Below are 25,492 nucleotides of genomic sequence, written 5' to 3' on the forward strand. Positions count from 1 at the left end.
CCTCACGCAAATCCCTAAACATAAAATAAATAAGGAATTATTCATTTTAGCATAGCGTTTACAGCATAAAAAATGCCTCAAAAAATTATTTTGAGGCATTTTTATATAAATCCTTGAAGATTAGTTTAATCCGTATTATCTGTGACCTAATGTTTTTTAATTCAAATTGAAATTATAAACAATCTTGCCAACTTGTTTTTCCGGAGCATCGCTGCTAGCATCCCATTTAGTATTCATCGCTGCGATTCTTGCTTGGTCTAATAAACATCGCGCTGTGTTAGTTGTTCCTTTTATACCGGCAATCGCATTAATAGTTCGTCCATTTCTATCTACAGAAACTTCAACAACAACTTTTCCTTCTTCGTTACAAGTGTATTTAGGAGCTGGTTTCGAAACTGCTTTTCTGTTTCCTAAGGAGTAACCGCTACCACCGCCAGAACCACTTCCGTTTCCTCCTCCGCTGCCGGAGCCATATCCACTGCCTGTTCCTATTCCGGTTCCTGTGCCACTTCCGCCACCTGTTCCGCCACCGGAACCTCCAGTTCCATAATAGCCATTAGAACTTAGACTTCCATTTGATTTTCCTTTATTTCCGGCTGTTTTGTCATCGCCATCACCACCTTTATTAGAACCTTTCAGAATGCTGGATAATGCATCATTTGTATTGTTGGAAACTTTAGGTTTTACAACTACTGGTTTTGGTTTCTCTTTTACAACAGCAATAGGTTTTGTAGTTTTTTCTTTTTTGGGAATGACAACGCTTTCTTCGGTGCTGTTTTCCTGCGATAAAATAGCTTCGTCAGGAGTTACTTTTGTTGGTGTTTGCCTCGTTTGGTTTTTTACTTGCAGCACTTCACTTTTATAATTCGCTCCAGAACCCAAATCGCTGTCCCCAAAATTCACGGTAACGCCTCCGCCACCTCCTCCGCCTGCAAGTTCAGCCAAGTTTGCTGGTGGCCAAAAGCGTATGAAAAATAAAATTAACAACATTGTGGCATACAAAAGAATGGATATTGCTAAAGATTTCTTTTGGTCTGATGAAATGGTGGAACTCATTTGTATTTTAAATTTAAAAAAAGTGTATTACTAAAAAACGTTGAAAAGTACTAAAAATTGTCAAGAGTAAAAAGCGACTAAGAGAATATAAATAAGATTGCTTTTATTTAAAATTGAAAATAAGAAAAAGGGATTAAATAGATTTTGAATAATCTAACTAATCCCAGTTCTAATATGTTTTATGAAATGCTGTATTTTAAGTAAGCTGTTTCAATGCAATTTCGAAAGCTGTAGCACTTATATTTGTTTTGCTAGGATTCAAATGATGTGCTTTTTTAATTGCCTTTTTAATGGTTTCCGATGTGTCTTGAAAGATGGCTTCATCGGTCATTTGCACTTTCTTTTCCATGAAATAAGCAAAAACGCGTGCCATTCCGCAATTAGAAATAAAGTCAGGAATTAAACTCACTTTATGATCTACATCTTCCATAATTGGACCAAAAAATATTTCTTTGTCCGCAAAAGGAACATTAGCGCCACACGAAATTACTTCAAGACCATTGGCAATTAAACTGTCAATTTGAGATTGAGTCACTAATCTAGAAGCAGCACAAGGAGTAAATATTTCAGCACCGATTGTCCATATTTTTTGATTGATTTCTTCAAAAGGAATCATATTTTCGGCAACTAGTTTGTTTCCGTCTTTAGCAAGAAATAATGTTTTTATTTCTTCGAAAGTAAAACCTTCTTCCTTTATTAATCCACCATCTCGATCAATAATACCGATGATTTTTGCTCCCATTTCAGCCAGATAAAATGCTGCTGCCGAACCTACATTTCCAAAACCTTGAACAATGGCTTTCTTGCCTTTTACATCTCCGCCATAAATACTATAATAATTACGAACAGCTTCGGCAACACCAAAACCGGTAATCATATCTGCAATGGTATATTTTCGAGAAACGTCTGGTGAGAATTTTGGATTCTCAATTACTTTAACCACACCTTGGCGCAATTGACCTATTCTGTTGATTTTATCCGCTTCTGTAGGTTTAAAATGTCCGTTAAAAACACCTTCTTGTGGGTGCCAAACACCACATTCTTCTGTCATGGGGATTACTTCATGAATTTCATCCACATTCAAATCACCTCCGGTTCCGTAATAGCTTTTTAATAAAGGAGAAACCGCTTTGTACCAACGTTGTAAAACGCCTTTTTTTCTGGGATCATTCGGGTCAAAATTAATTCCGGATTTAGCTCCGCCAATAGCAGGTCCTGAAACTGAAAATTTCACTTCCATAGTTTTTGCCAAAGACAAAACTTCATTCATATCCAATCCTTTTCTCATACGGGTTCCACCTCCAGCAGCACCACCACGAAGAGAATTAATTACAGTCCAACCTTCGGCTTCGGTTTCAGCATCTTTCCAATGGAAAACTATCTCAGGTTCTTTATTTTCGAATTTCTTTAATAAATCTTTCATTTATTGCGATATGTTTAATTTTTACAAATATAAAAAATAGAATAATGCGAATTATGTATTTTTGATATTATTTTGAGTAATAAACATTTCCTGAACTATGATCCATTTTAGCGCCCGTAACACTGCTCAAAACATTGATTTCGCCCCGCAATTTCAATACACCAAGTAAAGCAAAAATCAACGCTTCTTTGAATTCCAGAATTTTGGTTGATGGAATTATGATTTTTATTTCCGGCAAATAGGATTGAATACGTTCGATAAGAAAATCATTGTAGGCACCACCGCCAGTTATATAAAGACTTCCGTTTTTATTAGGCAAAGCCAAGGCAATTTGTAACGATACATGTTCGGTGAACGTTTGTAATTTGTCTTCAATTGCAATTCCGAAACTTTCTATTAAAGGCAAAACGGTTTCTTTTACAAATTCAAAACCCAGTGATTTAGGATGTTTTTTTTGATAAAAATCCAAAGCATTTAATTTGTTTAGCAAATTAGTGTCGGTTTTTCCAGTTCTAGAAATGGTTCCTTTATCATCATAATCCAATCCCAATTGATTGGCGTAAAAATTTAAAACGGTATTTACCGGTGAAATATCAAAGGCGATTCGTTGCTTATCCTGCTCAAAAGACACATTCGAAAAACCACCTAAATTCATGCAATAATCGTATTCAGGAAATAATATTCGGTCGCCAATAGGAACCAAAGGAGCACCTTGGCCACCAAGTTGGACATCTTGTAATCTAAAGTCGCAGACTACCGTTTGGTGAATTAAAGTCGCGATTTCTGGTAAATTACCAATTTGAAGCGTAAACCCATTTTGCGGTTGATGTAAAATAGTATGTCCATGCGAACATACGGCATTCAGGTTTTCGATTTTATTTTTTTCGATAAAAGCTGCAATAATGGAAGCGAGAAGTTGGGTGTAATCCTGATTTAATTTTTCGAGTTGCTCTCTAGAATAATCCACCGCAGATTTTAGACTTTTTATCCAACTTGTACTATAGGCTATCGTTTCGCTTTCAAGTATTTCAAAAGCCCATTTATTGTTCTGTACTTTAAAATGGATGTGTGTTAAATCAACACCATCAAGCGAAGTTCCTGACATTACTCCGATAACGTTATAGTAATCTTTTTTCATTGAGCAAATTTCTAAATCAAAATTAATAATTTCATAATATTAAAGTATCTTTGAATGCTTTTTTTAAATAAAAAATAATTTAATGAGTGTAAATTAAAATAATAATCAAATTTACAATAAAAAGTAGGAAACATAAAAAACTTTCTAAAGCTGTAAATTTAAGGATTGTAATTGAGTAATTTTACTTTTATTTGTAGAGTTGAAATTTTAATAAAAAACAAAATATAGTTATGGATTTTAATCTAACCGAAGAGCAGTTAATGATTCAGCAAGCAGCTAAGGATTTTGCTCAAAACGAATTATTGCCGGGTGTTATTGAAAGAGACGAATTCTCTAAATTTCCGACTGAGCAGGTTAAAAAAATGGCTGAGCTTGGTTTTTTAGGAATGATGGTTGACCCTAAATATGGCGGTTCCGGATTGGATAGTCTTTCTTATGTTTTGGCGGTTACTGAAATTGCTAAAGTAGACGCATCTACAGCAGTTGTGATGTCTGTAAATAACTCTTTGGTTTGTGCAGGTTTAGAGAAGTACTGTAATGAAGAACAAAAAATGAAATACTTAATTCCTCTTGCCAAAGGTGAAGTGATAGGTGCTTTTTGTTTGTCTGAGCCTGAAGCGGGTTCAGATGCGACTTCGCAAAAAACAACTGCAATCGATAAAGGCGATTATTACTTAATGAATGGAACGAAAAACTGGATTACTAATGGATCTTCGGCATCAACCTATATTGTAATTGCTCAGACGGATGTTGAAAAGGGACACAAAGGGATTAATGCATTTATAGTTGAAAAAGGTTGGGCTGGTTTTGATATTGGTCCAAAGGAGAAAAAAATGGGAATTCGTGGTTCAGATACCCATTCTTTATTATTTAACGATGTTAAAGTACCAAAGGAAAACCGAATCGGAGCAGATGGATTTGGATTTAATTTTGCGATGAGCGTACTAAACGGGGGAAGAATAGGAATTGCTTCTCAAGCTTTAGGAATTGCCACAGGTGCTTATGAGTTGGCCTTAAAATATTCACAGGAACGTAAAGCTTTTGGAAAAGAAATTTTCCAACATCAGGCGATTGCTTTTAAATTAGCAGATATGGCCACTCAAATTATGGCTGCCAGAATGTTGTGTTTTAAAGCGGCTTCTGAAAAGGATTTGGGTATGGATATTTCGCAATCCGGAGCGATGGCTAAGTTGTTTGCCTCACAAACGGCTATGGATACGACTATTGAAGCCGTACAAATTCATGGTGGAAATGGCTATGTTGCCGAGTATCATGTGGAACGCATGATGCGTGATGCTAAAATCACTCAAATATATGAGGGGACTTCTGAAATTCAGCGTATTGTGATTTCGAGAACACTAGTTTCATAAATAAAATTAAATAGTTATTTATACCCTTTTCAATTCGATTGGAAAGGGTTTTATTTTTTAAAACGATTTTTAATATTTTTACTGTAGGATTGGGCTGAAAAAGAAAGTAAAAGAGAAGATAACAAAGCATTGAAAATAAAATTATATTACCCAGATTATTAGTATTTTAACTCAAACCGAGACCTAATTGTTCAATGAAATGGAAACTAACGGGCATTTGTTTAAAACTGAAAAGGAATCATTTTCTCGGATATTTCAAAACTGTAGTTTCAATTATTTCGTATCTGTTCTAAAGTAGCTGACAAATTGCTTTTTTGATTTAAATATCTTTGCTTAATAAATAAGTGAAGTATCATTTCTAAATTAAGATACAATGAAATCTAATATTCCCGAACGCCAAAAAAATACTTTTAAACTTGTAAGTAAAAAACAGATTCTTTATCTAATGGTTATTTTTATTTCACTGACAACAGTTGCACAAACCGAAAATAGTCGATTAACTCATTTCAATTTAGAGCACAAAGTTGCCTTACAAGGGTACGATCCTGTTGCTTATTTTAAACTAGGGAAAGCCGTAAAGGGAAAAAAAGAACTGACAGTAACGTACGAGGGAGTAACCTATAATTTTTCAATGCCTGTAAATAGAGAATATTTTTTAAAAAATCCTTTGAAATATGAACCGCAATTTGGAGGTTGGTGCGCTTATGCGATGGGAGATTCCGGCGAAAAAGTAGAAATAAACCCACAGACTTTTAAGATTGTTGACGGAAAATTATATTTATTTTATAATGCTTATTTCAATAATACATTGAAAAGTTGGAATAAAGACCAAGCTAATTTAAAGTCAAAAGCAGAGAGCACTTGGAAAAAAACAATCAAATAAAACAGTAATTATGAAAATAACTATTTTATCTTGGATTTTACGTATTGGAGTGGCAGTAATTTTATCGCAAACCTTATATTTTAAATTTACGGGAGTCAAGGAAAGTATTTATATTTTTACTGCTTTGGGAGTGGAGCCTTATGGTAGAATTATTACCGGAATTTCAGAATTGATTACTGCAATTCTAATTTTAATACCTAGAACTACATTGCTTGGTGCATTGCTAGGGTGCGGAATAATGGTTGGTGCCATTCTTTCACATTTGTTTGTTCTGGGCATTGAAGTGGAGGGTGATGGTGGAACGTTATTTGCGTTGGCTAACATAACCTTATTAAGTTGTCTTACTTTAATTTTTTTAAATAAAGATAAATTACCAAATTTGTTAAAATTAAAACGCTAATATGCTAATACCTTCTATTACTAATAGTCTAAACGAATTGATTGATTTGCTCAATCAATTATCGAAAAAGGATTACTCAAATCCATGTGCTGAATTGAGTAATACCAGTATAGGTGAACATACGAGGCATATTATCGAAATGTTTAAGTGTCTCGAGGATCAATACGATTTAGGGATTGTGAATTATGATAAAAGAGAGCGTAATGTATTAATTCAAACAGATATGAATTATGCAATTCATCATATTTTAGAAATTAAAAATAATCTTGAAAAAGAGAATAAAAATATTGATTTGCAACAAGTAATTGACGGTGAGGAAATCCGAATTCAAAGTAACTATTATCGAGAATTGCTTTATAATTTAGAGCATTGTATTCATCATCAGGCGCTGATAAAAGTGGCTGTTTTAAAGTGTGAAAATATTACGGTCGATGAGAATTTTGGAGTTGCCCGTTCCACAATCGAATACAGGAATCAATGTGCACAGTAAGTTTTGTCACTGTTAATGATACAATTATCATTACCTCAAATCGAGATGAAAAAATAATTAGACCGTCTGCAATACCACCCAGAAATTATACCATAAACGGTAAGAATGTCATTTTTCCAAAAGACCCAAAAGCTGGCGGAACTTGGTTTGTTGTCGATGCAAATGGAACTGTTTTGGTTTTATTAAATGGCGCTGACGAAAAACACAAAGTAGTGCTTCCTTACAGAAAAAGTCGCGGTTTAATTGTTTTGGATATTATTGGCAGCGAATCACCGAAGGATTTTTGGGACGAAATTAATTTGGAAAATATAGAACCTTTTACATTGGTTTTGTTTCAAAATAAGGAGCTGTTTCAATTGCGATGGAATGGGAATCAGAAAGAAACGACTCTTTTAGATAGTCATAAAAATCATATTTGGTCATCGTCAACGTTATATCCAGCGGTAATTCGGGAGAAACGTACCAATTGGTTTTATACTTTTTTGGATGCAAATCCAGAAATATCAGAAGCCGAAATGCTTCATTTTCATCGCTATACCGAAGATAAAAATCAGGAAAACGGATTGGTTATTAATCGAAATGACGAAATGAAAACCTTGAGTATTACCCAATCTGTAATCGAAAAAAATAAAGTCGCTATATTGCATTGCGATTTGATTGCACAGAAAGAGACCAAAACTTCATTTATCACTATTTAAAATTTTCTCGATTGAAATTACTTTTTCATAAGATTACGCATTGGGAATATTGGCCGTTTCAGATTGTTTATATTCCAATTTATTTTCTTTGGGCATTTTATTCGCTTAAAGCAAAGTCCATTTTTTTCTTTAACGCGGCTAATCCAACGATAAAAAACGGAGGATTTATGATGGAATCCAAAAAAGCCATCTACGATTTGATTCCACAGCGGTATTATCCAAAAACTGAACTCATAATCGAAGGAACTTCACTGGAAGAAATTTTAAAAATAATCGAATTTTCAGGAATAAAATTTCCATTGATTGCAAAACCTGATATCGGGTTGCGTGGTTCCGGAGTTAAGAAAATAGATACTGTTGCCGACTTAAAAAGATATGCTGAAAAGGCAAATTTTGATTTTGTAGTGCAAGATTTAATTCCTTTCCAGAATGAAGTTGGCATTTTTTATGTACGTTATCCACACGAGAAAATGGGTAAAATAACAGGAATAGTTTCTAAAGAATTTCTGATAATCACGGGGGATGGAATTACAACTATTGAACAGTTAATCAGGAAAAATCCTCGTTATGAATTGCAACTTAAAGTATTGCAACAAGAATACGGTAAGAAATTACTGGAGGTTGTGCCAAAAGGAGAAAAACTAAATTTAGTTCCTTATGGAAATCATGCCCGTGGTGCAAAATTTATTGACGGAAGCCATTGGATAACCCCAAAATTAAACGAAACCATCAATCAAATGTGTTTGCAAATTCCGGGTTTCTATTTCGGGAGATTGGATGTTATGTATACTACTTTGGAAGATTTGGAACAAGGAAAAAATTTGGCTATTGTTGAGTTGAATGGAGCTGCAAGTGAACCTACGCACATCTATGATCCAAAACATTCGTTACTATTTGCGTGGAAAGAACTCGCTAGACATATTACTTACATGTATGAAATAAGTGTGGAGAATCATAAAGCCGGAAGTCCTTATTTGCCGCACAAGGAAGGGATGAAAGAATATCGTTTGCATGTAGAGCAAAGCAATAGAATAGTAAATTTCTAATAAAATGAAAATTATAAAAAATATTCTTGTAGGTTTCTTGGTGAGCTTTATTGGCTCAGTTCCATTGGGATATTTAAATATTATTGGGTTCGAAATTTATGCTGAATTAGGAATTAATAGTTTAATTTTTTATTTGTGGGGCGTTATTTCGGTTGAGGTTTTTGTAATTTATTTGACATTGATTTTTGCAAATCAATTGGTAAACAATAAAAAATTGATGAAAATTATCGATTTTTTTGCGGTCTTCTTTTTGCTGTTTCTGGGCTATTCTTTTTATGCTCATTCGAATCAAACCGTAGAAAATCATAATGATTTAGAGGAATTTATTAAGTATTCTCCTTTTCTTATCGGTATGTTTTTGAATGCTATCAATTTTCTTCAAGTGCCATTCTGGACGGGATGGAATCTCTATTTGATTAATGGAAATTATATTGCTATCGAGAAAAGACTTAAATACTATTACGTTTTTGGGACTTTAGTTGGGACGTTTTTTGGAATGCTGGCTTTAGTAACTATTCTAAATTTGTTTTCCCAAAATACGGCTAGTTTTTCAAGTTATATAGTGCCAATAATTATTCCGTTATTTTTTGTAGTTTTAGCTTTGATTCAAATGTATACCGTCTACAAGAAATATTATAAGAAATAAGATTTTGATTTTATCAATTAAAATAAGATTACTCCTTTTAACCAAACAATTATTGACTATGAAAAACAAATTTTTACTTCTTTTATTTGTTCTATTCGGATTTGTACGAAATTCTCCTATCACGGCCCAAGCTACAGCCGATTCCCGATTAAAATTAGCAGAAACGGAATATAAAGTCAAACAAAGTGATGTTGCAGAAACATTGAAATATTTGACTTCGGACGAACTAGAAGGCAGAGAAACCGGGACAAAAGGAATGGTGAAAGCGGCCGATTATTTGGAACAGTTTTTCAAAGACAATAATGTAAAGCCTTATTTTTCAAGTTATCGCGATACGTTATCAAATTTCAAAGAACCCGCTTCTAATATTGTAGGTTTTGTCGAAGGAAATGATCCTGTGCTAAAAAATGAATTCGTTATTATCAGCGGACATTATGATCATATTGGAATTGATAAAAAAGGAGTAAATGGAGATTTTATAAATAATGGTGCCAATGACGATGCTTCGGGAACAACTGCAGTTGCTGAAATGGCGAAATATTTTAGTAGTGTTAAAAACAATAAGAGAAGTATTCTTTTTGTGTTCTTTGCAGGAGAAGAAAAAGGATTATTAGGGTCTAAACATTTAGCCAAAAAACTGAAAGCACAAAACTTTAATTTATACGCGCAATTCAATATTGAGATGATTGGAGTGCCAATGAAAAGAAATTATCTAGCGTATATTACAGGTTTTGACAAATCGAATATGGCGGGTAAAATCAATGAATATACGGGAAAAAACACAATTGGTTTTTTACCAAAAGAAGCCGAATTTCAATTGTTTTACAGATCAGATAATTATTCTTTTTACAATGTTTTCAAAGTTCCTTGCCAATCTGTGAGTACTTTTGATTTTGAAAATTTCGAATTCTACCATCATGTTTCGGATGAATTCAAAGTTATGGATTTACCTCATATGACTTCGTTTATTCAAGAATTATTGCCTGCCGTAACACAAATGGCCAATACACCAACACATGAAATTCATATGAATTAACGAATAGAAACAGGCTGATTCATGTCATAAGCCAAAATAAAATAGTTGTTATTGTTGAATTGAAAATCACCAATAATCGTCCATTTTAGTTTTTCGGTATGCGCTTTTGTAGACGGAATATTAGTTTTGTTAATGAAGGTCAACGCTAACGGATATCGTTTTACAATATGGATTCTCATGAATTCAAAAAGAGTAGTTATCAATCCTTTTCCTCTGTATTTTTTATCGATACAAATAGGTCCATATTGAAAGCTATTGGTTGTCGCAACATCGAAATCTAAAAATTTAAGATTAGGTAATAGCGTAATCATGTAATTGAATATAGGCCATTGATTGAAAAAATCCCAGCTTCCAGAAAAGATGTAAGCAATAGTTTTGTTGTTGTCTTTCGCTAAAAACAATCCCTCTTGAGTTATTACTTCTGTTAATTGAGAAATTGTAAACGGTGTGGTAACAAAGCCAAATTCCTTTTCCTCTTCAGATAAATTTGAGACAAGATATAGTTCTTGTAAGGCTAATACTCCATCAATATCACTCAATTTTGCTACTTCAAATGGTATGGTTGCTATCATTTTATGCTATTTCAAATTGTATTTTGTTTCGGCAAAATTAAGCAAAATTATAGAAAACCTTATTTTTATATTCGAAACAATACCTACAGCTAAAATGATGTTTTTTTTAGTGTTTTTGTTTATTTTTGCTACATGAAAAATATTATTATTACAGGAACGAGCAGAGGTATAGGATATGAGTTGGCATTGCAATTTGCCAAGGCTGGACATCAGGTTCTGGCTGTTTCCAGAAAAATTCCTCAGACTTTATTGGGGAATGAAAATATCACATGTCTTTCGGTTGATTTGTCCAATGAGTCTGAATTGGAAAAAGTTAAAGATTTTCTTTCGAAATCTTGGAAACAAATTGATGCTGTCGTTCATAATGCAGGAAGATTATTGTTGAAACCCTTTTCAGAAACGTCTCAGGAAGATTTTGAAAACATCTATAAAGTCAATGTTTTTGGGGTTGCTAATTTGACCCGAATTTGCTTGCCTTATTTACAGAAAGGAAGCCACGTTGTAACGATAAGTTCTATGGGTGGGATTCAGGGAAGTTTAAAGTTTGCTGGATTGTCAGCGTATAGTTCGAGTAAAGGTGCTGTTATTACATTGTCGGAGTTATTAGCTGAGGAATATAAAGAGCGGGGTATTGCTTTTAATGTTTTGGCATTAGGTTCGGTTCAAACAGAAATGTTGGCTGAAGCTTTTCCAGGCTATCAAGCACCAATTACTGCAAGCGAAATGGCAGATTATATTTGTAATTTTACGTTGACTGGAAATAAATATTTCAACGGAAAAGTGTTGCAAGTGTCTTCTACGAATCCGTAACAGAAAGTTATAAATTTTAAGTAAGTGGTAAATTATGAGTGAGACATTAGCGCGATACATACCTGAACATGCCGTAAAGCCAGTTTTTGAACTCATTGTGGACCATCGGGTTCATCTTAAGATTGTAAACGAACGTCAAACGCGACATGGTGATTATCGAAAAGGCTTGAATGGTAAGCATGAAATAACGGTAAATTCAAACCTAAATAAATACAAATTTTTGATTACGCTGATTCATGAAATTTCGCATCTGGTTGCTTTTGAGAAATTTGGACGGAATATCAAACCTCATGGAAACGAGTGGAAGTATTCGTTTCAACGGTTGATGATTCCATATATTCGTCCGGAAATTTTTCCAAACCACTTATTACCGTTGTTGGCGAGACATTTCAAAAATCCGACAGCCAGTAGCGATACCGATGCTACTTTGGCATTGGCATTGAAACAATTTGATCAGCAAAATGATAAAAACTATGTATTTGAAATTCCTTACGGCAGTGTTTTCCGAATCCAAAACGGAAAGATTTTTAAGAAAATAGCTGTTAGAACCAAACGTTTTGAATGTCTCGAAATGAGTTCTGGAAAAACGTATTTGTTTAATCCTAATGCGGAAGTAGAGCTATTAAAATCCAGTTAATTTAAAAAAAAAATTACTCTTTCAAATAGGCTTCTCTTACTTTTTTGAACAAATTCGAAGAATAGACAAAGGCTACAACAGCTTCATTATCGGTTCTAAAAATTTCTTCTTTACTTCCTTCCCAAGCTTTTAAACCATCTTTTAAGAACAATATTTTCTCCCCAATTTCCATTACGGAGTTCATATCATGCGTGTTTATAACCGTTGTTATGTTGTATTCTTCAGTGATTTCTTTGATAAGATTATCTATCAAAATAGCAGTGTTTGGGTCTAATCCAGAGTTAGGTTCGTCACAAAAAAGATACTTTGGATTGTTTACAATAGCGCGGGCAATTGCCACACGTTTTTGCATTCCTCCTGAAATTTGTGAAGGAAGTTTTTTATGGGCATCAGTAAGGTTGACTCTTTTTAGTACAAAGTCTACACGCTGTTGAATTTTTGCTCTATTGTCCTTGGTGAACATTTTAAGTGGAAAGCCAACGTTTTCAGCTACAGTCATGGAATCAAATAAAGCGCTTCCTTGGAAAACCATTCCTATTTCTGTTCGTAAATCTCGTTTGTCATCAGGTGTTAATTCAGAATAAATCCTGCCATCAAATGAAATTGTTCCTGATTCGGGTGTATGGATGCCTAAAAGACTTTTTAGCAAAACCGTTTTTCCTGATCCACTTTGTCCAATAATTAAATTTGTCTTCCCAGTTTCAAAAACCGTTGAAATACCTTTAAGAATTTTAATACCGCCAAATGATTTTTCTACGTTTTTTACTTCTATCATGATCCTAGTAACAACTGCGTTAATATATAATTGAACAATATTATGGTAACTGATGTCCAAACGAAGGAGACCGTACTGGCTTTACCCACTTCAAGTGCGCCACCTTTCATATAATACCCGTGAAAAGATGGAATAGTAGCCAATAACATGGCAAAAATCAATGTTTTTATAAAAGCATAAACAATATGGAAAGGTATAAATTCCATCTGAGCCCCATTTATAAATTCAGCACTTGATGTAAAACCCCCATAAACACCAGCCATCCAGCCCCCTAAAACCCCTAGAAACATTGCGATTCCAATAAGGAATGGGTATAATAATAAAGCGATTATTTTTGGAAAAACCAAATAGTTTAAAGAGTTAACTCCCATCACTTCAAGCGCATCAATTTGTTCTGTAACCCTCATGGTTCCTATGCTTGACGTAATAAAAGATCCCATTTTTCCAGCCATAATCACTGAAATGAAAGTAGGGGCAAATTCTAATATAACGGATTGTCTGGTAGCAAAACCAATTAGATATTTTGGAATTAAAGGATTAGTTAAATTTAATGCGGTTTGAATGGCAACAACACCTCCAACAAAGAAGGAGATGAAAGCTACTATACCAAGGGAACCAATAATTAAATCATCAATTTCCTTGAAAATAAGATTTCTTAACACAGACCATTTCGTCTGTTTATTAAAAATTTCTTTTAGCATTAAGAAGTACCTTCCTATCTGCGTTATATATCGAATGAGCATCATAGTTTTGCGATTATGGGCTAAATTAAGGATTTGTTAGCAGTTTATACTTTACGGTTTACAATTTTTTGAATGCTAAGGCTAAAAAAGCTTTTCTTTCATTTTCTTTAAACGATATTTTCGAATGAATTTTGCTTGTTCTTCAGTTACCAATAAAGGGGTTTTAGCTGCTTTTGCTTTCCAAAAACCTTTGATGTAATCCAAAAAAAGGAAAGGCTTTTTTTTTAGCATTGCCAGTTTTGCCGAAGCAATTCCAGTAATTAGAAATCCGTAACCAAGGGTGTAAAATGCTTCTCCTTGTTTGTATCGGGCTGTTTTGTTATAATTAGCACCAGTTGGTTTTAGGTGTTTTACGATTAGAGTGGCATCAGTAACTACTTTCCATCCGTAAAATTTTGACAATAATTCATCAACAGTATCCCAACCCATAGCCGGTTTTAAATTGCCTATTTGTTGGAAACATGCTTTTCTGTAGGCTTTAAAAGCACCACGAATATGGTCTTTATCAGTGAGGTTTTCCAGAATCCATTCGCCATTTTTTTCGATAAAGGCAAATCCGCCCGCCATTCCTATTGTTGCATCTTTTTCGAAAATATTTAAAATAGTTTCAAAATAGTTGTTGGGAAGAATTAAGTCGGCGTCCAGTTTTACGATAACGTCGTACTCTTCGTCTAATGTTTCGAAACCTTTGTGAAAAGCCTGAATGACTTTGCTTCCCGGTAAATGGATGGCGCTTGAAGTTTTGTTTACCAAAGTGATAAACGGATTTTCTTTGGCAAATACCGTTACAATTTCTGCTGTTTTATCAGTAGAATTGTCATTGACTACAACTACTTTTTTGGGTAAAACGGTTTGCGAAATCAAAGATTCCAAAGTTAAGGAAATAAATGCCTCCTCGTTATGAGCCGGAATAACAATGTAATAATTCATTTTCTTGAGGGACTAAGTTTCTAAGATGCTGAGATTTTAAGCTTAAAAATTGTATCGTCTAGGCTCCCTTCCCTTCGGGGAGGGTTGGGGAGGGGATTTTTTCAGCGTAAACTATATAATATCGGTTGGTGAACTTTCTCAGTAAGGGACGAAGGCCAAACTTCTTTACTGGATTGGTCCATTTTTCGCGGTCGATTATTTTCCAACCTGTTTTTTCCAACAGCCAGTCCAATTGCCAATCTTCAAATTCATGATAATGTCTGTCCCACATATCAGTTTTACTTCTGTAGGCAGGTGAAAACCATAAACGCATCGGAATGGATATAAAAAGCTTATCGGATTTTATTTCTTTTAAAATGGTAAACGGATTGAGTAAATGTTCAAAGATTTCGAAAGCAGTTACGACATCCTGTTTTTCATTGGAAAGTACGGTTTGGTCGGTATCTAAGTCTTCTCCTGTTGTGTTTTTAACTGTAAATCCTTCGGATTTCATGATTTTAGAAAAAGGATTTGCTACGCCTAAATCTAATATGGTTTCATCCGTGGAGATGTGTTTTTTTAAAAATTCTAAAGTATGTTTGAATCTTTTATTGGGAAACGTTTTTTCGTACATGTGTTTTTGATTTTGCCTCAAGGGCACGAAGCCACAAATATAGTAATAAATGTGTTTTTGGGCATTGTTTTTTAGCCCGGATGGGAATGAAAATCCCGGAGCTTCAAAATGTAGTTTTTCAAGGTGCAAAAAGTGACTAAAAGAAGCTTTCTTACACCTTTAAAAAACAAGTTTTGTAGTGAGGAATTGTAATGTACAGCTGGATTAGCTCCTGATTACCAAATTCCTTAGATGCTTAATATCGGTATACAAATGCGTTGATATTCATTCCCGCACCAACGGAGGCAAAGATAAGAACGTCGCCTTTTTGTATGGATTGGTTTTCTATTTCTCCACGAATTAAAAGGTCATATAGCGTAGGAACGGTTGCCACACTGCTGTTTCCAAGTTCATGAATGCTCATTGGCATGATGTTTTCAGGGACTGGTTTTTCGTGTAATTTGTAAAAACGTTGGATTATCGCTTCGTCCATTTTTTCATTGGCTTGATGGATAAGAATTTTTTTTACGTCGTCAATGGCAATTCCGCTTTTATCCAAACAACTTTTCATTGCAGCTGGAACTTGGTTTAATGCAAATTCATAAATCTTGCGACCATACATTTTTATATAGCGTATATCCGCATCTAAATCAGGATTGTATGATTTTCCAAAAAACAAATAATTAGCCTCGTCATTCGCATAAGTCGCGCTTTCATAAGCTAACATTCCTGTTTCATCATCAGAAGCTTCAATGATAGACGCACCTGCGCCATCAGAATAAATCATTGAATCCCTGTCATGAGCGTCAACCACTCTCGAAAGGGTTTCAGCGCCAATAACAAGACAACGTTTTGCCATTCCTGATTTGATGAAAGCATTGGCCTGCATAACCCCTTCTATCCAACCTGGACATCCAAATAGGATATCATAGGCGACACATTTTGGGTTTTTTATTTGTAGCTTGTTTTTCACACGGGTGGCCAAACTAGGAATGCTATCCGACTGCGTTGTACCGTATTTAACATCTCCAAAATTGTGTGCGAAGATGATATAATCGATAGTTTCCGGGTCAATACCTGCATTTTTAATTGCTTTTTGAGAAGCAAAAAAAGCTAAATCAGAGGAGGTATGATGGTCTTCGGCATAACGTCTGTGTTCAATTCCTGTTATTCCTTTAAATTTATTTATCACAACTTCGTTTGGATAACCAAAGGCGGTTCCATCTACGTTTAAAAAAACATGTTCACCAAAGTCTGTGTTGCTTACTTTTTTCTCAGGAATATAACTTCCTATTCCAGTTATTTTTATTTTCATCAGGTTATTTGTCCAAAAATTCAGGCGTAATTTAATGATTAAAAAATTAGTATACTCATAAAATTTACTATGCATGCATATAATTATGAAATAATAATTTATTTGTAAAAATATTGATTATTTTTTTACAAATTGCAAAAATGGATGCGATATTTCTTTGCTAAGGTTCAGTTGGTAAACTGAATGTTTTAAGAATTTACATTGTATTGTTTTCTGAATAATTTAGAGAGGTAAAAAAAATGTCCCGATTTATCGAGACATTTTTTTGAATTAATTTAAAAATTAGTTTTCCATATACGCCTCAATTGGCGCACAAGAACAAACTAAATTTCTATCGCCATACGCATCGTCCGCACGACGAACGGTTGGCCAAAATTTATTTTCAGCAATATAATCTAATGGGAAAGCTGCTTGTTCCCGAGTGTAAGGGAAGTCCCAAGCATCTGTAGTTAGCATGGCTAATGTATGGGGTGAATTTTTCAAAACATTGTTTTTGTCTTCAATAGTTGAAGCTTCAATTTCTTTACGGATTGAAATCATCGCCTCACAAAAACGGTCTAATTCCTCTAAGTTCTCACTCTCCGTAGGTTCAATCATTAAGGTTCCTGCAACTGGGAAAGAAACGGTAGGAGCATGGAAACCATAATCCATCAAACGTTTTGCAATATCAGTCACTTCAATTCCTTTTTGTTTGAAAGGACGGCATTCTAAAATCATTTCGTGAGCTGCACGACCCATTTCTCCAGAATATAATGTATCATAATGACCGTTTAATTTCTCTTTAATGTAGTTCGCGTTTAGAATCGCATATTGAGTAGATTGTTTCAAACCTTCAGCACCCAACATTGAAATGTAGCCGTAAGAAATCAAACAAACTAAAGCGGAGCCCCAAGGAGCTGCAGATATAGCTGTGATTGCATGTTCTCCTCCTGTAGGAATTACAGGGTTTGAGGGTAAAAATGGAACTAATTGTGGCGCAACACATATCGGTCCAACGCCCGGTCCACCTCCACCATGAGGAATAGCGAATGTTTTGTGTAAATTCAAATGACAAACGTCAGCACCAATGGTAGCAGGATTTGTTAATCCTACTTGTGCATTCATGTTGGCACCGTCCATATAAACTTGTCCACCGTTATCGTGAATCAATTGTGTAATTTCTTTAATGGCGCTTTCAAAAACCCCGTGAGTTGATGGATATGTTACCATCAAACAAGAAAGATTTTCTGCGTGAAGAATTGCTTTTTCACGTAAATCTTCTACGTCGATATTTCCGTTTTCCAATGTCTTGGTAACAATAACTTTCATTCCTGCCATAGCTGCTGAAGCAGGATTTGTTCCGTGAGCTGATGATGGAATTAAAGCAATGTTTCTATGGTGATCTCCTCTAGACTGGTGGTAGGCACGAATTACCATTAATCCGGCATATTCGCCTTGAGCACCAGAGTTAGGTTGTAAAGTAGTTCCTGCAAAACCAGTGATAACATTTAATTGCTGTTCTAGTTTAGCCAACATTTCTTGGTATCCTTGTGCTTGGTCCAATGGAGCAAATGGGTGAATATTATTCCATTGCGGCATGCTTAAAGGCAACATTTCAGAAGCTGCATTCAGTTTCATGGTACAAGAACCTAATGAAATCATGGAATGGTTCAAGGCTAAATCTTTTCGTTCCAACATTTTGATGTAGCGCATCAAAGCGGTTTCCGAATGGTATTTATTGAAAACATCATGTTCTAAGAACGTTGATGTTCTGCTTACGCTTGCTGGAAAATGATTGGTTTCTGATAAACTTTCAATTGTTGTTGCCTGAGTCTCTTTTGCGGAAGCGAAAACAGTAATAATTTTATTTAAATCGGCAATACTTGTCGTTTCGTTTAAGGAAATTGAAACAGTATTTTCGTCAATATAATAAAAGTTAATTTCGTTTTGTTCAGCAATAGCTTTCACTTTTTTGGCATCAGCCTTAACAACGATTGTGTCAAAGAAAGCAGTATTGGTTTGTTGTAACCCTAATTTTTCTAATGCGTTTGCCAACGTAGCTGTCGAAGCATGTACTTTATTAGCGATATATTGCAAGCCTTTTGGTCCATGATAAACGGCATACATTCCAGCCATAACGGATAATAAAACTTGTGCAGTGCATATATTTGAAGTGGCTTTGTCACGTTTAATGTGTTGCTCCCGAGTTTGCAAGGCCATTCGTAATGCACGATTACCATTCGTATCAACAGTTACACCGATGATTCTTCCAGGCATGCTTCTTTTGTATTCGTCTTTTGTAGCAAAATAAGCAGCGTGCGGACCACCATAACCTAACGGAATTCCGAAACGTTGTGTCGTTCCAAGGACAACTGCAGCGCCCATTTCTCCCGGAGAAGTCAATTTTGCCAAACTTAAAATATCAGCAGCCACAGCTACTTTTATTTCGTTTGCGGCAGCTTTGGCGATAAAATCGGCATAATCGTGAACTTGTCCAAATTTTCCCGGATATTGAAGAATAGCTCCAAAGTAATCCGTTGAAAAGTCGAAATCTTCATGGTTTCCAATTACTAATTCCACACCAACTGGCGTAGATCGCGTTTGTAAAACCGATAAAGTTTGAGGTAATATTTCTTCGGAAACGAAGAATTTACAAACGTTATTTTTCTTTTGATCACGAGAACGAACATCAAAAAGTAATGCCATTGCTTCAGCAGCAGCAGTTCCTTCGTCCAATAAAGAAGCGTTAGCAATTTCCATTCCGGTTAATTCGATAACCATAGTTTGGAAATTCAAAATTGCTTCTAAACGACCTTGAGCGATCTCAGCTTGATAAGGCGTATAAGCGGTGTACCATCCCGGGTTTTCAAAAACGTTTCTTTGAATAACGGCAGGGATAATGGCTGCATTGTAACCCAAACCAATATAAGATTGAAAAACTTTATTTTTATTCCCTAATTTTTGAATGTGATTTGCAAATTCATATTCGGTCATTGCTGGATCTAAATCTAAATCAGCTTTTAGACGAATATCACTAGGAATTGTCTCGAAAATCAATTGGTCTAACGTCTCCGCTCCAATGGTTTTCAACATATGTTGTAGGTCGTTTTCTCTTGGACCAATGTGTCTTAAAGCAAAAGCATCTGTTTTCATATAAAAATGTAGGTGTTGTTTTTTTAGTGGTGCAAAATTAAGTATTATTAATAATCTAAAAGGTATTTTGGGTGTCCTTTTTTATTGATTTTTCAACTAAATGGTGTATTTGTTCACAATTGATTAATTTTGTTTAATGAAGATTTTTAAACAACTATTCAATTTTTATATCAATAGCAGTATTCACGTGGGATTGTCGTGTTATGCCTTAGTGCGAATGACACAACACATGTTCCACATTGCTGCGGATGAACCAATAGCTAATTTTGCTTTTTTTGGAACAATTGTAGGATATAATTTCGTAAAATATGATGCTTTGGCCAGAGCCAAAAAATTAAGGATGCGCAAGGAGTTAAAAATCATTGCTGTATTTAGTTTTTTTGCACTTCTTTTGGTTGGTTTTTATTTTTTTCAGCTGCAACGGATTACCCGAATCGTAGCAATCGCTTTTTTGAGTATCACTTTATTGTATACGCTTCCGTTTTTTCCAAATAAAAAAAATGCCAGAAACTGGGCTGGTGTAAAAATCTACATTGTGGCGTTGTGTTGGGTAGGAGTGACTTTGGCTTTGCCCATTTTGAATGCAGAAGTTTCGATTACGCTTGATTTCTATCTAAAATGCATACAGCGATTTATCTTGATTTTTGTATTGGTACTTATTTTTGAAATTATTGATTTGGCAAATGATGATCCACATTTGCAAACCGTGCCACAACAAATAGGAGTGAAGCAAACGAAAATATTGGGATTGTTACTTTTGATTCCGTTTTATTTTCTGGAATTGCTGAAAAGTAATTTTGATAAAAATCAATTAATTATCAACTTGATAATAGTGATTCTGATTGCGTTATTGCTGCTTTTTGCCAATGAAAAACGCTCGAAATACTATACCTCCTTTTGGGTGGAAAGCGTGCCAATTATCTGGTGGTTGCTAGTTTTGTTTCTTTAAAAAGATTAATATTGGTGAATACGTTCACTAAAAATAGTGTAAAATTGGTGAATGTATTCACCAAAAAAAGTATAAAATTGGTGAATACGACATGATTGTACTATATTTGTATAAAATTTACGGTTATGATTAGTAGAGATTTAACACCTATAATAGAAAAGAATTTAGGGAAGGGCAAAATTATTGTATTAATAGGCCCGCGACAAGTTGGTAAAACTACATTGATTAATGCTTTATTAAAGGATATTCCGTTTCTATTTCTTGATGGTGATGATGCGGTTGTGGCTGATACTTTAGCAAATGCAAATACCGAAACCTTAAAAAATATTATTGGAAATTATAAATACGTTTTTATTGATGAGGTACAGCGTATTTCTTCTATTGGTTTAAAACTAAAGATTATTGTTGATCAAATCAAGGGTGTGCAAGTGATTGTGAGTGGTTCTTCGGCTTTTGATATTAATCATGTTACACAAGAACCATTAACGGGACGTAAATTTGAATACCGTTTATATCCTATTTCCTGGAATGAATTCGAAGCGAATGTTGGTTATATGAAAGCGCAACAACAATTGGAGTTGCGATTGTTATACGGAATGTATCCTGATGTGATCAATAATTTTGGTAATGAATATGAAATTTTAAAAAACCTTGTTTCCAGCTACTTATATAAAGATGTTTTGAGTTTAGCGGGTATCAGGAAATCGGAAGTTTTAGAAAAAATATTACAAGCCTTAGCTTTTCAGGTTGGTAGTGAAGTGAGCTATAATGAAATAGCACAATTAGTTGGTGTAGATAAAAATACGGTCAATAATTATATAGATTTATTGGAAAAAGCTTTTGTGATTTTTAGATTAAATAGTTTTAGCAAAAACTTGAGAAATGAAATAAAGGCAAACAGAAAAATCTATTTCTACGACAATGGTGTTCGGAATATGTTGATCGGAAATTTTAATTCCTTAGATTTTAGACAGGATAAAGGGGCATTGTGGGAAAATTTTTTAGTTTCAGAGCGATTTAAACAGTTGTCCTATTCTCAAAGTTTGTCAAAACCTTACTTTTGGAGAACTACACAACAACAGGAAATAGATTATATTGAAACTAATGCTGATGCAGTCAGTGCTTTTGAATTCAAATGGTCTTCCACTAAAAAAGCGAAGTTGCCGAAATCATTTCAAGAAGCGTATCAACCGAGTTTTTTGGTAGTAAGCAATGAAAATTTCAGGGAGTTTTTAAAGTAGTTCGAAATAGCATCTATTTTTTGGTTCGAAAGCGTGCCAAATCTTGCGCGGTTGATGGTTTTGTTTTAATAAAAAACCGAAGCTTTTAAACTTCGGTCCTAAAATATTATATAGTTAATTTTTATTCAAAAAAATCACACCAATCCTGCTCTTCTCAACAGCGCTTCTGGTTTTGGTTCCTGTCCTCTAAAGCGTTTGTATAAAATCATAGGATGTTCCGTTCCGCCTTTAGAAAGCACATTTTCCTTGAACTTGGTTGCCACTTCTTTATTAAAAATACCTTTTTCCTGAAAATATTCGAAAGCATCAGCATCTAGAACTTCAGCCCATTTATAACTGTAATATCCAGAAGAATAACCGCCTTGAAAAATATGGGAAAAAGAAGTGCTCATTGCATTTTCCTTTACATCAGGATACAATTGTGTGGCTGCAAATTGTTCGGTTTCAAAAGTTTTGATGTCCTTAATATTCGATGGATCTTGTGCATGCCATCCCATATCTAACAACCCAAAACTCAATTGGCGCATCGTTGCCATTCCTTCTTGAAAACTCGCGCTTTCTTTAATTTTATGGACTAATTCCATCGGAATCATTTCACCAGTTTGATAATGATATGCGAACAAAGCCAATGCTTCCGGTTCGTAACACCAGTTTTCTAAAATCTGGCTTGGTAATTCTACGAAATCCCAATACACAGAAGTTCCTGATAAACTTGGATACGTCGTGTTGGCTAACATGCCGTGTAACGCATGACCAAATTCATGAAATAAAGTTGTTACTTCGTTGAAGGTTAACAGCGATGGTTTGGTTTCAGTAGGTTTCGTGAAATTACATACGATTGAAATGTGTGGTCTTTCGTTGATTTCTTTTTTGATGGATTGTGATTTAAAAGAAGTCATCCAAGCACCGTTGCGTTTGCCTTTTCTTGGAAAGAAATCAGCATAAAATACGGCAACTAGTTGGTCTTCTTCATCTTTTACTTCGTAGGTTTTTACTTCTTCATGGTATTTATCCACTTCGAAAATTTCTTCGAAAGTAATTCCATATAATTTTTGCGCAACTGCAAAAGCACCGTCCAAGACTTTTTCTAATTGAAAATAGGGTTTTAAAATTTCATCATCCAAATTGAATAATTGTTGTTTCAATTTCTCCGAATAATAAGCGCCATCCCATTTCTGAAGTTGGTCAATTCCGTGTAACTCTTTTGCAAAAGCGGTTAATTGTGCAAATTCTTTCAAAGCGGCCGGTTTGGCTTTTTCCAATAAGTCGTTCGAAAATGTTTTTACTTTCTCTGGACTTTCTGCCATTCTTTCTTCAAGAACAAAATGAGCGTGTGTGGCATATCCTAAAACTTGTGCTCTGTCAAAACGTAATTTGGCAATTTTAAGCACAATTTCCTGATTGTCAAATTCATTGTTTTGAAACCCTTTGGCACCAAAAGCGATGGCCATTTTCTTGCGCAGTTCGCGATTGTCAGCATACGTCACAAACGGAACATAACTTGGGTAATCTAGCGTGAAAATCCAACCTTCTTTTTCTTGGCTTTTTGCCAATGAACGAGCGGCTTCGATAGTTCCTTCCGGTAAACCGGCTAAATCGGCTTCATTGGTAATGTGCAATTGATAGGCTTGGGTTTCGGCTAAAACATTTTCGCCAAACTGCAAACTCAATTTCGATAATTCTTTGTCGATTTCTCGCAATAGATTCTTTTTGTCTTCCGGCAAATTGGCTCCGTTTCTGGAGAAGCTTTTGTATTTTTTGTCTAAAAGCGTGGTTTGTTCCGGATTTAGATTTAATTTTTCTCTTTGCTCGTAAACCGTTTTCACTCGCGCGAATAAATCAGGGTTAAGACGCACATCATTCCCAAATTCAGACAATAAAGGAGAAACTTCCTGAGCGATTTTTTGAATTCCATCATTCGTTTCTGCGGAATTCAAGTTGAAAAAAATGCTTGAAATTCGATCCAAAACATCGCCGCTGAACGCCAATGCTTCAATAGTGTTTTCGAAAGTTGGTTTTATAGGATTTCTTACAATAGCATCAATTTCGGCTTTTGCCAATTCGATTCCTTCTTGAAAAGCAGGAAGAAAATCTTCGTTCTTTATTTTCGAAAAAGGCGCAGTATTGTACTTTGTATTGAAATGGTGGGTTAAGATACTCATTTGTATTTTTTAATAAAAATAATTCGATGTTTAAAGATACCAAAGGTACGGATTTAATAAAAAAAAACGAAGTTGACAAACGAATTGATTTGCCCCAAAATGGTGTAGCTGATTGTGTTATTTAAATGTTATTTATTTCGTTTGGCAGTAATAAAGCCTTAAATTGTAAAAAAAAAAGATTGGTTTTGGAAGAAACGAATCAAATAAATAATAAAAATATGAATTATCAAATTATAATAAAAAGCGTAAATATTGTAGATCAAATCGAGGAATATTGGACCAATGAAGATTATGTCAAACTGCTTGAAAAATTCGACTATCCAGATGCTGCAGATGCAGATGCTGCCAGTTTAAGAGAATTGCTGTTTATGGCAATAAGTGATTTTGAACCCAAAGATGCTGCTGTAATTGTATTGGAATACAAATTGTCAGAAGATTTAAATGAAGGTCAAATTCAGCAAATTTCAAACGATATGTTTTTAGATAAAGTCTGTGAAGAATATCCTGAAATAGGGTTGCATTCGACTTTGTTTCATGTCAATCAATTGCTTTTTAAAGCGTACAACGGTAAATTTCCTAATGCAAAAGCTACAATTGTTGAGTGCAGTATGACCGCATCAGAAGGAGCAAATGAATTAACAAAAGAAAATGTTTTAAAATTGTTAAGCAAAGGTTTGTCTGATAGTACTCTGATCAAAAGATTGTTTGATCATGCCATGAATGAAAATGCACCTTTTCCGGAAGCCGAAGATATTCTATGGGAATTGACAACTTCGGACAACGTAAATTATACTTTGACTACTTCCGAATATTGGTTAAACAAAGAAGATATCATTGCTTCGGAATTTGAAGGGATTTTGGACGAATCAGTAAGTGTTGAATAAATGATTCACAATTTGGAATAAAAAAAGCTCCGTAAAGGAGCTTTCTTTGTTAATTATGGAGTGTTTCAGAAGCTATATCTACCGCTTCTTTCAATCCTTTCTTATATAATAGTATTCGGTCGAGGACACTTTTGTTGTGACTTCCTATAATTTGAGCGGCAAGAATTCCAGCATTTTTTGCTCCATTTAGTGCAACTGTTGCTACAGGAACGCCACCCGGCATTTGAAGAATTGATAAAATACTATCCCATCCGTCGATAGAATTACTGGATTTCACAGGAACTCCAATTACTGGAAGTGGCGACATCGAAGCGACCATTCCAGGTAAATGTGCAGCACCGCCAGCACCGGCAATAATTACCGTAATCCCTCGATGATGTGCATTTTTACTAAAATCAAATAATTTTTCTGGTGTTCTGTGAGCGGAAACAATGTCAACTTCTGTTTCTATATCAAATGCTTTTAGAATATCTATGGCTTCTTGCATTACGGGCATGTCAGAAATGCTTCCCATTATAACGGCTACTTTCATTTTATTGTTATTTAAAGATTGAAATATTTAGA

At 34.7% G+C, this 25,492-nt stretch carries 25 protein-coding genes; 13 read left to right on the plus strand and 12 right to left on the minus strand.

Features of this window, described 5'->3' with window-relative positions; genetic code table 11:
* Positions 1-156: 156 nt before the first annotated feature.
* From ACM55G_RS05065 to ACM55G_RS05075, 3 genes are all read right to left on the minus strand, one after another.
* Positions 157-1,056, minus strand: a complete 900-nt coding sequence (locus ACM55G_RS05065) for an energy transducer TonB (protein ID WP_416842835.1) — start codon at positions 1,054-1,056, stop codon at positions 157-159.
* Positions 1,057-1,252: 196 nt separating this feature from the next.
* Complete coding sequence (locus ACM55G_RS05070) at positions 1,253-2,479, minus strand: Glu/Leu/Phe/Val dehydrogenase dimerization domain-containing protein (protein WP_416842836.1); 1,227 nt, start codon at positions 2,477-2,479, stop codon at positions 1,253-1,255.
* A gap of 67 nt (positions 2,480-2,546) precedes the next feature.
* A complete protein-coding gene (locus tag ACM55G_RS05075) occupies positions 2,547-3,617 on the minus strand; it encodes an anhydro-N-acetylmuramic acid kinase (protein ID WP_416842837.1) in 1,071 nt (356 codons plus the stop codon).
* Between the two features lie 230 nt (positions 3,618-3,847).
* Between ACM55G_RS05075 and ACM55G_RS05080 the strand changes: the two genes are divergently transcribed.
* The 8 genes from ACM55G_RS05080 to ACM55G_RS05115 all read left to right on the plus strand — a co-directional run bounded on the left by ACM55G_RS05080 (position 3,848) and on the right by ACM55G_RS05115 (position 10,186).
* Positions 3,848-4,987: an acyl-CoA dehydrogenase family protein gene (locus tag ACM55G_RS05080; protein ID WP_416842838.1), complete on the plus strand. Its 1,140-nt coding sequence runs from the start codon at positions 3,848-3,850 to the stop codon at positions 4,985-4,987.
* 373 nt (positions 4,988-5,360) lie between these two features.
* Positions 5,361-5,870, plus strand: coding sequence for a YHS domain-containing (seleno)protein (locus ACM55G_RS05085; protein WP_416842839.1), 510 nt, complete (start codon positions 5,361-5,363; stop codon positions 5,868-5,870).
* A 10-nt stretch (positions 5,871-5,880) separates the two neighbouring features.
* Positions 5,881-6,270 (plus strand): DoxX family protein, encoded by a 390-nt coding sequence (locus ACM55G_RS05090; RefSeq protein WP_416842840.1) that lies wholly within the window; start codon positions 5,881-5,883, stop codon positions 6,268-6,270.
* 1 nt (position 6,271) lies between these two features.
* A complete protein-coding gene (locus tag ACM55G_RS05095; RefSeq protein WP_416842841.1) occupies positions 6,272-6,760 on the plus strand; it encodes a DinB family protein in 489 nt (162 codons plus the stop codon).
* Complete coding sequence (locus tag ACM55G_RS05100) at positions 6,748-7,458, plus strand: NRDE family protein (RefSeq protein WP_416842842.1); 711 nt, start codon at positions 6,748-6,750, stop codon at positions 7,456-7,458. Before ACM55G_RS05095 ends, ACM55G_RS05100 begins: the two co-directional genes overlap by 13 nt.
* An 11-nt stretch (positions 7,459-7,469) precedes the next feature.
* The gene (locus ACM55G_RS05105) at positions 7,470-8,504 is read left to right on the plus strand and encodes an ATP-grasp domain-containing protein (RefSeq protein ID WP_416842843.1); all 1,035 of its coding nucleotides are present in this window, start codon (positions 7,470-7,472) and stop codon (positions 8,502-8,504) included.
* Between the two features lie 4 nt (positions 8,505-8,508).
* Positions 8,509-9,150 (plus strand): LysE family transporter, encoded by a 642-nt coding sequence (locus tag ACM55G_RS05110; RefSeq protein ID WP_416842844.1) that lies wholly within the window; start codon positions 8,509-8,511, stop codon positions 9,148-9,150.
* Between the two features lie 58 nt (positions 9,151-9,208).
* The gene (locus ACM55G_RS05115) at positions 9,209-10,186 is read left to right on the plus strand and encodes a M28 family peptidase (protein WP_416842845.1); all 978 of its coding nucleotides are present in this window, start codon (positions 9,209-9,211) and stop codon (positions 10,184-10,186) included.
* Here the strand turns inward: ACM55G_RS05115 and ACM55G_RS05120 are convergent.
* Entirely contained in the window at positions 10,183-10,758 is a 576-nt protein-coding gene (locus tag ACM55G_RS05120) for a GNAT family acetyltransferase (protein ID WP_416842846.1), read from the minus strand. The two genes, ACM55G_RS05115 and ACM55G_RS05120, sit on opposite strands and share 4 nt — an antisense overlap.
* Positions 10,759-10,890: 132 nt before the next feature.
* Here ACM55G_RS05120 and ACM55G_RS05125 point away from each other — a divergent pair, with 132 nt between their 5' ends.
* Positions 10,891-11,568, plus strand: coding sequence for an SDR family NAD(P)-dependent oxidoreductase (locus tag ACM55G_RS05125; protein WP_416842847.1), 678 nt, complete (start codon positions 10,891-10,893; stop codon positions 11,566-11,568).
* A 34-nt stretch (positions 11,569-11,602) separates the two neighbouring features.
* Positions 11,603-12,205 (plus strand): SprT-like domain-containing protein, encoded by a 603-nt coding sequence (locus ACM55G_RS05130; RefSeq protein WP_416842848.1) that lies wholly within the window; start codon positions 11,603-11,605, stop codon positions 12,203-12,205.
* 13 nt (positions 12,206-12,218) lie between these two features.
* Here ACM55G_RS05130 and ACM55G_RS05135 read toward each other — a convergent pair whose 3' ends face one another.
* The 6 genes from ACM55G_RS05135 to gcvP form a co-directional block, all read right to left on the minus strand.
* A complete protein-coding gene (locus ACM55G_RS05135; RefSeq protein ID WP_416842849.1) occupies positions 12,219-12,980 on the minus strand; it encodes an ABC transporter ATP-binding protein in 762 nt (253 codons plus the stop codon).
* The gene (locus tag ACM55G_RS05140; protein WP_416842850.1) at positions 12,977-13,726 is read right to left on the minus strand and encodes an MlaE family ABC transporter permease; all 750 of its coding nucleotides are present in this window, start codon (positions 13,724-13,726) and stop codon (positions 12,977-12,979) included. The genes ACM55G_RS05135 and ACM55G_RS05140 overlap by 4 nt, the downstream gene beginning before the upstream one ends.
* 78 nt (positions 13,727-13,804) lie before the next feature.
* Positions 13,805-14,653 carry a glycosyltransferase family 2 protein gene (locus ACM55G_RS05145; RefSeq protein ID WP_416842851.1) on the minus strand — a complete coding sequence of 283 codons (849 nt, stop codon included), beginning with the start codon at positions 14,651-14,653 and terminating at the stop codon, positions 13,805-13,807.
* A 58-nt stretch (positions 14,654-14,711) separates the two neighbouring features.
* Complete coding sequence (locus tag ACM55G_RS05150) at positions 14,712-15,266, minus strand: methyltransferase domain-containing protein (protein WP_416842852.1); 555 nt, start codon at positions 15,264-15,266, stop codon at positions 14,712-14,714.
* A 235-nt stretch (positions 15,267-15,501) separates the two neighbouring features.
* Positions 15,502-16,560 (minus strand): 3-oxoacyl-ACP synthase III family protein, encoded by a 1,059-nt coding sequence (locus tag ACM55G_RS05155; RefSeq protein WP_416842853.1) that lies wholly within the window; start codon positions 16,558-16,560, stop codon positions 15,502-15,504.
* Between the two features lie 282 nt (positions 16,561-16,842).
* Positions 16,843-19,692, minus strand: coding sequence for an aminomethyl-transferring glycine dehydrogenase (gcvP, locus tag ACM55G_RS05160; protein WP_416842854.1), 2,850 nt, complete (start codon positions 19,690-19,692; stop codon positions 16,843-16,845).
* A 136-nt stretch (positions 19,693-19,828) separates the two neighbouring features.
* Between gcvP and ACM55G_RS05165 the strand changes: the two genes are divergently transcribed.
* Together ACM55G_RS05165 and ACM55G_RS05170 are read left to right on the plus strand one after the other, a co-directional pair.
* The gene (locus ACM55G_RS05165) at positions 19,829-20,641 is read left to right on the plus strand and encodes a hypothetical protein (RefSeq protein ID WP_416842855.1); all 813 of its coding nucleotides are present in this window, start codon (positions 19,829-19,831) and stop codon (positions 20,639-20,641) included.
* A 125-nt stretch (positions 20,642-20,766) separates the two neighbouring features.
* Positions 20,767-21,882, plus strand: a complete 1,116-nt coding sequence (locus ACM55G_RS05170; protein ID WP_416842856.1) for an ATP-binding protein — start codon at positions 20,767-20,769, stop codon at positions 21,880-21,882.
* Positions 21,883-22,016: 134 nt separating this feature from the next.
* Here ACM55G_RS05170 and ACM55G_RS05175 read toward each other — a convergent pair whose 3' ends face one another.
* The gene (locus ACM55G_RS05175; protein WP_416842857.1) at positions 22,017-24,044 is read right to left on the minus strand and encodes a M3 family metallopeptidase; all 2,028 of its coding nucleotides are present in this window, start codon (positions 24,042-24,044) and stop codon (positions 22,017-22,019) included.
* A 218-nt stretch (positions 24,045-24,262) separates the two neighbouring features.
* Here ACM55G_RS05175 and ACM55G_RS05180 point away from each other — a divergent pair, with 218 nt between their 5' ends.
* Positions 24,263-24,928, plus strand: a complete 666-nt coding sequence (locus ACM55G_RS05180; RefSeq protein ID WP_416842858.1) for a hypothetical protein — start codon at positions 24,263-24,265, stop codon at positions 24,926-24,928.
* A 49-nt stretch (positions 24,929-24,977) separates the two neighbouring features.
* Here ACM55G_RS05180 and purE read toward each other — a convergent pair whose 3' ends face one another.
* Entirely contained in the window at positions 24,978-25,460 is a 483-nt protein-coding gene (gene purE, locus ACM55G_RS05185; RefSeq protein WP_416842859.1) for a 5-(carboxyamino)imidazole ribonucleotide mutase, read from the minus strand.
* Between the last annotated feature and the right edge of the window lie 32 nt (positions 25,461-25,492).

This window comes from Flavobacterium algoriphilum, from assembly GCF_048158655.1.
Taxonomy (GTDB): Bacteria; Bacteroidota; Bacteroidia; order Flavobacteriales; family Flavobacteriaceae; genus Flavobacterium; species Flavobacterium algoriphilum.

Bases quoted from the DNA above. Each gene is read 5' to 3' on its own strand.
- ACM55G_RS05065 (WP_416842835.1), bottom strand. From the start codon at position 1,056: ATGAGTTCCACCATTTCATCAGACCAAAAGAAATCTTTAGCAATATCC.
- ACM55G_RS05070 (WP_416842836.1), bottom strand. From the start codon at position 2,479: ATGAAAGATTTATTAAAGAAATTCGAAAATAAAGAACCTGAGATAGTT.
- ACM55G_RS05075 (WP_416842837.1), bottom strand. From the start codon at position 3,617: ATGAAAAAAGATTACTATAACGTTATCGGAGTAATGTCAGGAACTTCG.
- ACM55G_RS05080 (WP_416842838.1), top strand. From the start codon at position 3,848: ATGGATTTTAATCTAACCGAAGAGCAGTTAATGATTCAGCAAGCAGCT.
- ACM55G_RS05085 (WP_416842839.1), top strand. From the start codon at position 5,361: ATGAAATCTAATATTCCCGAACGCCAAAAAAATACTTTTAAACTTGTA.
- ACM55G_RS05090 (WP_416842840.1), top strand. From the start codon at position 5,881: ATGAAAATAACTATTTTATCTTGGATTTTACGTATTGGAGTGGCAGTA.
- ACM55G_RS05095 (WP_416842841.1), top strand. From the start codon at position 6,272: ATGCTAATACCTTCTATTACTAATAGTCTAAACGAATTGATTGATTTG.
- ACM55G_RS05100 (WP_416842842.1), top strand. From the start codon at position 6,748: ATGTGCACAGTAAGTTTTGTCACTGTTAATGATACAATTATCATTACC.
- ACM55G_RS05110 (WP_416842844.1), top strand. From the start codon at position 8,509: ATGAAAATTATAAAAAATATTCTTGTAGGTTTCTTGGTGAGCTTTATT.
- ACM55G_RS05115 (WP_416842845.1), top strand. From the start codon at position 9,209: ATGAAAAACAAATTTTTACTTCTTTTATTTGTTCTATTCGGATTTGTA.
- ACM55G_RS05120 (WP_416842846.1), bottom strand. From the start codon at position 10,758: ATGATAGCAACCATACCATTTGAAGTAGCAAAATTGAGTGATATTGAT.
- ACM55G_RS05125 (WP_416842847.1), top strand. From the start codon at position 10,891: ATGAAAAATATTATTATTACAGGAACGAGCAGAGGTATAGGATATGAG.
- ACM55G_RS05130 (WP_416842848.1), top strand. From the start codon at position 11,603: ATGAGTGAGACATTAGCGCGATACATACCTGAACATGCCGTAAAGCCA.
- ACM55G_RS05135 (WP_416842849.1), bottom strand. From the start codon at position 12,980: ATGATAGAAGTAAAAAACGTAGAAAAATCATTTGGCGGTATTAAAATT.
- ACM55G_RS05140 (WP_416842850.1), bottom strand. From the start codon at position 13,726: ATGATGCTCATTCGATATATAACGCAGATAGGAAGGTACTTCTTAATG.
- ACM55G_RS05145 (WP_416842851.1), bottom strand. From the start codon at position 14,653: ATGAATTATTACATTGTTATTCCGGCTCATAACGAGGAGGCATTTATT.
- ACM55G_RS05150 (WP_416842852.1), bottom strand. From the start codon at position 15,266: ATGTACGAAAAAACGTTTCCCAATAAAAGATTCAAACATACTTTAGAA.
- ACM55G_RS05155 (WP_416842853.1), bottom strand. From the start codon at position 16,560: ATGAAAATAAAAATAACTGGAATAGGAAGTTATATTCCTGAGAAAAAA.
- gcvP (WP_416842854.1), bottom strand. From the start codon at position 19,692: ATGAAAACAGATGCTTTTGCTTTAAGACACATTGGTCCAAGAGAAAAC.
- ACM55G_RS05165 (WP_416842855.1), top strand. From the start codon at position 19,829: ATGAAGATTTTTAAACAACTATTCAATTTTTATATCAATAGCAGTATT.
- ACM55G_RS05170 (WP_416842856.1), top strand. From the start codon at position 20,767: ATGATTAGTAGAGATTTAACACCTATAATAGAAAAGAATTTAGGGAAG.
- ACM55G_RS05175 (WP_416842857.1), bottom strand. From the start codon at position 24,044: ATGAGTATCTTAACCCACCATTTCAATACAAAGTACAATACTGCGCCT.
- ACM55G_RS05180 (WP_416842858.1), top strand. From the start codon at position 24,263: ATGAATTATCAAATTATAATAAAAAGCGTAAATATTGTAGATCAAATC.
- purE (WP_416842859.1), bottom strand. From the start codon at position 25,460: ATGAAAGTAGCCGTTATAATGGGAAGCATTTCTGACATGCCCGTAATG.